This window comes from Rhodoblastus sphagnicola (genome assembly GCF_002937075.1).
Taxonomy (GTDB): domain Bacteria; phylum Pseudomonadota; class Alphaproteobacteria; order Rhizobiales; family Beijerinckiaceae; genus Rhodoblastus; species Rhodoblastus sphagnicola.
Window position 1 is genome coordinate 101,769 of the sequence record NZ_NHSJ01000138.1, and the last position, 7,300, is coordinate 109,068.

The following is a 7,300-nucleotide window of genomic DNA, read 5'->3' on the forward strand; positions in this document are numbered from 1 at the left end:
AGAGCATAAACCACATATATTCAGGATGAAGATTTACCTCGTGTTGTGGTTATTTGAGTTCTAATGGTAAATTGAGCTTTAAAAGTCTTGCCCGGCGCAGCAACGGGCGCGCCTTGGCGAGAAAGGCGGCGCGCAGGCCGGCGAGATCGGTCAGCCCGACCACGGCGAGGTAAAACCCTCCGGCGAGCGCCATTTGCGCGATCATTTGCAGCAGGCCGGGGCGCCAGTCGCGCCACGGCCCCGTCAACGCCGCCATGCCCAAAACCGCCGTCACCGTCCAGAACAGGTCGCGCGCCCCAGGCCATTGCGGCCGGCTGGCCTGGGCGAAGACGACCAGGGTGACAAAACCCAGCGCCATGGCGAGGCTCTGCGCCAGCGCCAGGCTGGAGGCGTCTTCAGCCTTCGGCAGCAGCAGGAAGATCACGGGATCGGCGGCGCAGACCACCACGGCGGCGAGCACCACCGGCCGGGTTTTGCGCGCGATCTGGAAAATGGCGTTGAGCGCGAATTGGCTGAGACCGAGGCAGAACAGGCCCGGAAGCATCAGCGTCAGGAATTTCCCGAAGGCGCCGCGATAGGCCGTCGGCACGATCAGAACCTCGATCGAGGGCAGAATGATCCAGATGCCGACGCAGGCCGGCAGCAGGAGCGCGAAAACCATGGCCATGTTGCGCGCGATCTGCTCGCGCGCCTGGTCCTGGCCATGCAGGTCGTGGGCGCGCACGGCGATCTGGAACAGCAACACGTCCAGCGCCGACCCGAGCGCCGAGACGGCGCGCAGGCCGAGGTCGTAAGCCAGCGCGAAGCGGCCGGTTTCGGCGAAACCGAAAAACCGCGTCGCCAGATCGCGATTGACCAGCGGAATCAACTGGTAAAGCACGACGGCCGCGACGATGGGCGCGGCATAGCCGGCGTAGGGACGCAGCAGGCGACGGTCGGCGCGGAAAAAACCCGCGCCGGGATCGCGCAGCCCCTTGAACGAGAAAACCAGCGCGCCCAGCAGCGCGCCCATGCCGGCGGCCAGCGTGACGCGCGCGGAGCCGGTCGCCCAGGCGCCGCCGGCCATGCCCGCCACGGACAGGATGTTCTTGATGACGATGATCCGCATGTACAGACGGTCGTCGAAGCGGGCGCGGGCGAGCGCGGTTTCATAGTCGAACAGGCCGTTGGCGATGGAGGCGGCGAAGGCCAGCGCCATCAGATCGCGCGGCAGCGTCATTTCCGGGCCGAACAGCGCGAAGGCGCCCGCCAGCGGAATGAAACCGAGGGTGAAAACCGCGAAGGCCGCGTCGAGCGTGGCGCGCACACGGGGTTTTTTCTCCCGCGAACGCGCCGAATAGAACCGGATCGCGCATTGGCGGATCCATTCGAAGCCGACAGCCTGCCCGAAGATCATCACGCCGATCGCCAGGGCGAAACGGCCATATTCCTCCGGCCCGAGGAACCTCGCCACGATCAGGCCGACGATCAGATTGAAGATCGTGTTGATGAGGAAGGCGAAGACGACCCTCATGGCGGCGCGATGCTGGTTCTCATCGGGTCGTTGTAGCGCAGGGCGGTCAAGAAAGTCTTGCCGGTGCTTGGGCCGAGGTTTACAACGCCGATGTGTCCATTTGAGCCGGCCGGCTCGCCGCCACGCGCAAATCCCAGATCCGCTCGCAAATGCGTCGCTTCGCGGCGCGAGGAATTTCCATGTCCGCCTACGATCGTCCCGCCCCCGACGCAAAAAAACTCCGCCCGCGCACGCAACTCGTCCATGGCGGCACCACGCGCTCCGGCTTTGGCGAGACCTCGGAGGCCCTGTTCCTGACTCAAGGCTTTGTCTACAACAGCGCGGAACAGGCGGCGGCGCGCTTCACAGGAGAGGACGCGGGGTTCCAATACAGCCGGTTCGGCAATCCGACCGTCGCCATGTTCGAGCAGCGCATGGCGCTGCTGGAAGGCGCGGAGGCCGCGCGCGCCACCGCGACCGGCATGGCCGCCGTGACCACGGCGCTGATGGGGCAGGTGAAAGCCGGCGATCACGTCATCGCGTCGCGCGCGCTGTTCGGCTCGTGTCTCTATATCGTTCAGGACCTGCTGCCGCGCTTCGGCGTCGAGACCACGCTGGTCGATGGCCACGATCTCGCGCAATGGAAGGCGGCGCTGCGCCCCAACACCAAGACCGCATTTCTCGAAAGCCCGACCAATCCGTCCTTGAGCGTGCTCGACATCCCCGCCATCGCGGAAATCCTTCATGCTGGCGGCGCGACTCTGGTGGTGGACAATGTGTTCGCCACGCCGATGATGCAGAAGCCGCTGGAACTGGGCGCCGATTGCGTCGTCTATTCCGCGACCAAGCATATCGACGGCCAGGGTCGCTGCCTCGGCGGGGTCATTCTCGCCTCGCAGGCGTTCATCGACGCCCACATCCAGGTTTATATCCGCCAGACCGGCCCCTCCATGTCTCCCTTCAACGCCTGGGTGCTGCTGAAAGGCCTGGAGACCCTGCCTTTGCGCGTCGCCCAGCAGCAGGACAGCGCCGGCAGACTCGCCGACTTTCTGGCGAGCGAGACGAAGATCGCGCGGGTCTACTATCCCGGCCGCGCCGATCATCCGCAATACGAACTGGCGCGCAAACAAATGAGGGGCGGCTCGACCATGGTCGCGCTCGAGGTCAGGGGCGGTCAGGCCGAAGCCTTCCGTTTCGCCAATGCGCTGGAGATCGTCAAGATTTCCAACAATCTCGGCGATTCCAAGAGTCTGATTACCCATCCTTCGACCACGACGCATCTTCGCCTGACCGAAGAGGCGCGGCTCGCCGCCGGGATCACGCAGGGCATGCTGCGCCTGTCGGTCGGGCTTGAGGACGCGGAGGATTTGATCGACGATCTGAAGCGTGGGCTGGCGGCGGTATAAAGTTACCGCATCCACACAACCGTCTTGCAGATCAGGCCGCCCATCACGCAGCCGCTGGTTTTCAGCTTCTTTCCGCTCAAGACCATCTTGCCGGAATAGGTGCGGCCGTCCTCGGGATTGAACGCCTTGCCCGTCCAGGTGATCTGATCGGCCCTCACCATATCGGAAAACACGCGCTGGCCGACTTTCGCGGCTCCGCTTGCGCTCTTCAGCCAGGACACCGCGCCGCAAACGGCGCCGCCGCAGGCCGAAAACTCGACCTTGACCGCGCCGTCGTCGCGTGTCCAGACGCCTTGCACATCCTCGGCCCGAACCTGTGTCGCGCCCGATGCGGCGGCGACCAGCAGAAGCGCTGAAACTCTGGTGCGAAGCTTGGCCAAGATGTACTCCCTGTCCCGGCGCGGGCGATCGGCTTCAACACATCAAGCTTTGCCTTAACCCACGGCGCAAGCGGCAATTAACCCGCCAAGAGGCTTAAGCCAAGCGTCCAACGCGCAATCGGCAAAGATATGGTTTAGGATCCCGCGCGCGAGGGGAGCGAATCGAGATGAGCACACGCCAGCTGGATCGGGCGTTTCAGCCCAAATCTGTCGCTTTGGTCGGCGCCAGCGAGCGACAGCCCTCACGTGGACGCGGGGTGATGGACAATATTGTCGCATCCGGCTTTTCCGGCGCCCTCCATCTCGTCAACCCCCACTATACGCGAATCGACGGCCGGGCTTGCCACGCGAATCTGGCCGCGATCGGCGAAGTTCCCGATCTCGTCATCATCGTCGCGCCCAAACAGGATGTGGCGGCCTATGTCCATGAGGCCGCCGATCTCAACGTCCCCGCCGTCATCGTGATGACCAAGGATCCGACGCCCGGCGCCGATTCCCTGTTTGAACAGATGCGCGCCATCGCGCGCAAGCGCGACATCCGCATCTTCGGCCCGAATTGCCGCATGATCGCCCCGCGCGTAAAACTCAATGCGTCGCTCGCCGCGCTGCCGGCGGCGCCGGGCGACCTCGCGGTGATCTCGCAATCCTACGCCGTGCTCTACGCCATCGTCGCCTGGGGCCATGCCCATCAGGTCGGCTTCTCCGGCCTGGTCTCGCTCGGCGGCATGGCCGACGTCGATTTCGACGACATGCTCGACTATTACGCGCTCGACCCGATGACCCGCGCCATCCTGCTCTATGTCGAGCATCTGGAGGACGCCAAGGGGTTCATGTCGGCGGCGCGCGCCGCGTCTCGCGTGAAGCCTGTCATCGTGGTGCGTTCGGGCCGCCACGAGGCGTCGCGGCGCGCCGGCACCCATGCGGGCAATCTCGCCACCGCCGACGATGTCTATGACGCGGCGTTCCGACGCGCCGGCATTCTGCGCGTGCCCGACATCGATTCGCTGTTTGACGCGGCCGAGGCCCTTGGTCGCGTCAAACCGTTCAACGGCGAGAGGCTGGCCGTCATCACCAACGGCCGCGGCGTCGGCTATCTCGCCATTGACCAGTTGCTCGACCTCGACGGCAAGCTGGCGGATATCTCGCCAGCCACCCGCGACGCATTGAAACCGTTGCTGCCGGAAAGCTGGAACGGCAATTCGCCCGTGGAGCTGTCGGGCGACACCCAGCCGGAGCAGTTCGGACAGGCGCTGGCCACGGTCCTGCAAGACCGCGCCAATGACGCCGTGCTGGTCCTTCACGCGCCCAACGTGCTGATCGACAGCCGCCAGATGGCGCTGGCGGCCGTCGAGGCGGTGAAGAAGCACCGGCGCTCGTCGATTTCCCCCAAACCGGTCTTCACTGTGTGGTACGGCGCCGACGAGGAGATCAACCATATTTTCGAGGACGCCCGCATCCCGCATTACCAGCGCGGCGCGGTGTCCGGCTTCATGCACATGGTCAAGTGGCGCAAGGCGCGCGAGGCGCTGATGGCGGCGCCGCCGTCGCTGCCGGTGGATTTCGCCCCCAACACGTCAAAAGCGCGCGCCGTGATCGCGCAGGCGATTTCGCGCGGGCATGAATGGCTGGCGCCGGTCGAGATCAGCGCGCTGCTGGAGGCCTATGACATTCCCATCGCGCCGGCGCGGCTCGCCCGCTCGCCGGAGGAGGCGGCGGAAGTGGCGCGGCTGGTGCTCGGCCGTTACGGCGGCTGCGTCGTCAAGATCATGTCGCGCGACATCGTCCACAAGTCCGATCTGGGCGGCGTGGCGCTCGACCAGCGCAGCATCGAGCAGGTGGTGGACACCACGCGCAGAATGCTGGACCGGGTCGCGGCGGAGGCGCCGCACGCGCGGGTCGATGGCGTCACCATCCATCCGATGGTGCGCCGTCCCAACGCCCGCGAACTGGTGATGGGCGTCACCGACGATCCCACTTTCGGGCCGGTGATCGTGTTCGGGCGCGGCGGCAAGGCGGTTGAGGTCATCAACGACAAGGCTTTGGCTCTGCCGCCGCTCGATCTGTCGCTGGCGCGCGCGCTGATCGATCAGACCCAGGTCGCGCGGGCGCTGCGCGATTACCGCGACGTTCCCGCGGCGGACGTCGACGCCGTCGCCCTGCTGCTGGTGAAGATTTCCCAACTCTCCGCCGACGTTCCGGAAATTCGCGAACTGGAGCTGAATCCGGTCCTCGCCGACGCCGATGGCGTGGTGGTGGTGGATGCGCGCATCGCCGTCGCGCCCTTCACCGGCCGCTCCATGTCGATCGCCAATCCGCGTTTCGCCATCGCGCCCTATCCCAAGGCGCAGGAGCGGCGCACCGCGCTCAAGAACGGAACGCCCGTGCAATTGCGCCCGGTGCGGCCCGAAGACGAGGAAATGTACAAGGTCTTCTTCACCCATGTCGCGCCCGACGACATTCGCTTGAGATTTTTCGGTCCGGTGAAGGAGTTTACCCACGCTTTCATCGCCCGCCTGATCCAGATCGACTATGCGCGCTCTTTCGTGATCGTCGCGGTGGAGGAGGAGACCGGGCTGATGCTGGGCGTGGTCCGGCTGATGCTCGACGTCAACCATGAAACGGGCGAATACGCCGTTTTGCTGCGCTCGGACATGAAGGGTCAGGGCCTAGGCTGGAAGCTGATGAAATACATGATCGAATTCGCTCGCGCCGAGGGGATACACGAAGTCGAGGGGCAGGTGCTGAGCGAGAATCAGCCGATGCTGTCGATGAACCAGGCCTTGGGCTTCAAAATCATGGACGATCCGCACGAGCATGGCGTGAAGAAGGTGGTGCTCGACCTCACGGAGCCGCCGACGGAGGCGGCGATCCGACCGGACAAATAGGTCACTCGCCGACCGTATCCACATTATAGACGTCGTCGCGGAAATGCACCGTGCCTTCGGCGGAGGCCCAGCCGGTCATGTAGACCCAGATCACCGGCACCGGCGAGGTCAGCTTGACGTCCTCGCGCGCGCCGGAGGCGATGCGGTCCTGGATGAGTTTTCCGGTCCAGACGCCGCCGTTGGGGGCGGGCGTCTCGCGCAGCAGCCAGGCCGCGAGGTCGTAAACGCCCTGCACGCGCACGCAGCCGTGCGACAGAAAGCGGTAATCGTTGGCGAACAGGTTTCGCGACGGCGTGTCGTGCATATAGACCGCGTCGGGATTGGGCATGGCGATGCGGATCAGGCCAAGCGAATTGCCCGCGCCGGAATCCTGCCGCAGCATAAAATTCTTGGCCTGGTCGGAATTCCAGTTGATCGAGCCCGGATTCACCTCCTGGCCTTTGTTGTTGAGAATGCGGATGCGCGCCCGCGACAGATAATTCGGCTGTGACCGCATTTTCGGAATGATCTCGTTCTTGATGATCGATTCCGGCACGGTCCAGGTCGGGTTGAGGTTGATGGCGACGATTTTGGTCGAGATTTGCGGCGAATGGTGTTCGGGGCCGCCGACGATCGCGGTGTAGCGATGCGCGACATGGCCGTATTCCACTGCATCCACGGCGGTCGAGGGCAGGTTGACCACGACATATTTGTCGCCGTAGGGGAAGACCATGCCCGCCAGGCGGTTGGCCGAGGACGCCAATTGCTTGAAGCGCACGCGGGCCGGCACGTTGATCGCCCGCAGCGTCGCTCCGGCGACGACGCCGGTCTGGCGCAGGCCGTTGCGGAACTGGAAATGTTTGACGCCGGCGGTGAGCGCGGGGCTCCAGTTGGCTCCACTGGCTTCGGCGCCTTCGAGATCGCCTTCGAGCGCCAGACGCTTGCGCAGCGCCGCGACGCCCGGCCCCTTGGCGCCCGGCGACAAGGCCGACACCGTCGGCCAGCCGCCGGCGTCGGCGATGGCCGCGTAGCGCTCCGAGGCCTTGGCCGTGGCGAAGAAGGTTTCCGGCTGCAACACCGGCGTCGGATCGTCCGACAGCGCCATTTCGGGCGCCGGCGCCACCGGCCTCGGCTTGGTTTTTTTCGGCGCGGGCGCCG

5 protein-coding genes are annotated in these 7,300 nt (G+C 65.2%); 2 read left to right on the forward strand and 3 right to left on the reverse strand.

Translation table 11 applies throughout. From position 1 onward, the window contains the following. Nucleotides 1-49 precede the first annotated feature (49 nt). Nucleotides 50-1,513, reverse strand: a complete 1,464-nt coding sequence (locus CCR94_RS23780; protein WP_104510753.1) for a lipopolysaccharide biosynthesis protein — start codon at nucleotides 1,511-1,513, stop codon at nucleotides 50-52. Nucleotides 1,514-1,692: 179 nt separating this feature from the next. On the opposite strand from CCR94_RS23780, the gene CCR94_RS23785 reads away from it, so the two are divergent. After that, nucleotides 1,693-2,898, forward strand: a complete 1,206-nt coding sequence (locus tag CCR94_RS23785; protein WP_104510769.1) for an O-succinylhomoserine sulfhydrylase — start codon at nucleotides 1,693-1,695, stop codon at nucleotides 2,896-2,898. Between the two features lie 2 nt (nucleotides 2,899-2,900). Here the strand turns inward: CCR94_RS23785 and CCR94_RS23790 are convergent, their stop codons facing one another. After that, nucleotides 2,901-3,278, reverse strand: coding sequence for a DUF2147 domain-containing protein (locus CCR94_RS23790; RefSeq protein ID WP_210302275.1), 378 nt, complete (start codon nucleotides 3,276-3,278; stop codon nucleotides 2,901-2,903). A gap of 167 nt (nucleotides 3,279-3,445) precedes the next feature. Between CCR94_RS23790 and CCR94_RS23795 the strand changes: the two genes are divergently transcribed. After that, nucleotides 3,446-6,163, forward strand: a complete 2,718-nt coding sequence (locus CCR94_RS23795; RefSeq protein WP_104510755.1) for a bifunctional acetate--CoA ligase family protein/GNAT family N-acetyltransferase — start codon at nucleotides 3,446-3,448, stop codon at nucleotides 6,161-6,163. A gap of 1 nt (nucleotide 6,164) precedes the next feature. On the opposite strand, the gene CCR94_RS23800 is transcribed toward CCR94_RS23795, so the two are convergent. After that, the coding region (locus tag CCR94_RS23800; RefSeq protein WP_244594212.1) for a L,D-transpeptidase family protein at nucleotides 6,165-7,300 on the reverse strand (1,136 nt) is incomplete at its 5' end.

Coding starts and splice junctions, on each gene's coding strand:
- CCR94_RS23780 (WP_104510753.1), bottom strand. CDS start 1,513: ATGAGGGTCGTCTTCGCCTTCCTCATCAACACGATCTTCAATCTGATC.
- CCR94_RS23785 (WP_104510769.1), top strand. CDS start 1,693: ATGTCCGCCTACGATCGTCCCGCCCCCGACGCAAAAAAACTCCGCCCG.
- CCR94_RS23795 (WP_104510755.1), top strand. CDS start 3,446: ATGAGCACACGCCAGCTGGATCGGGCGTTTCAGCCCAAATCTGTCGCT.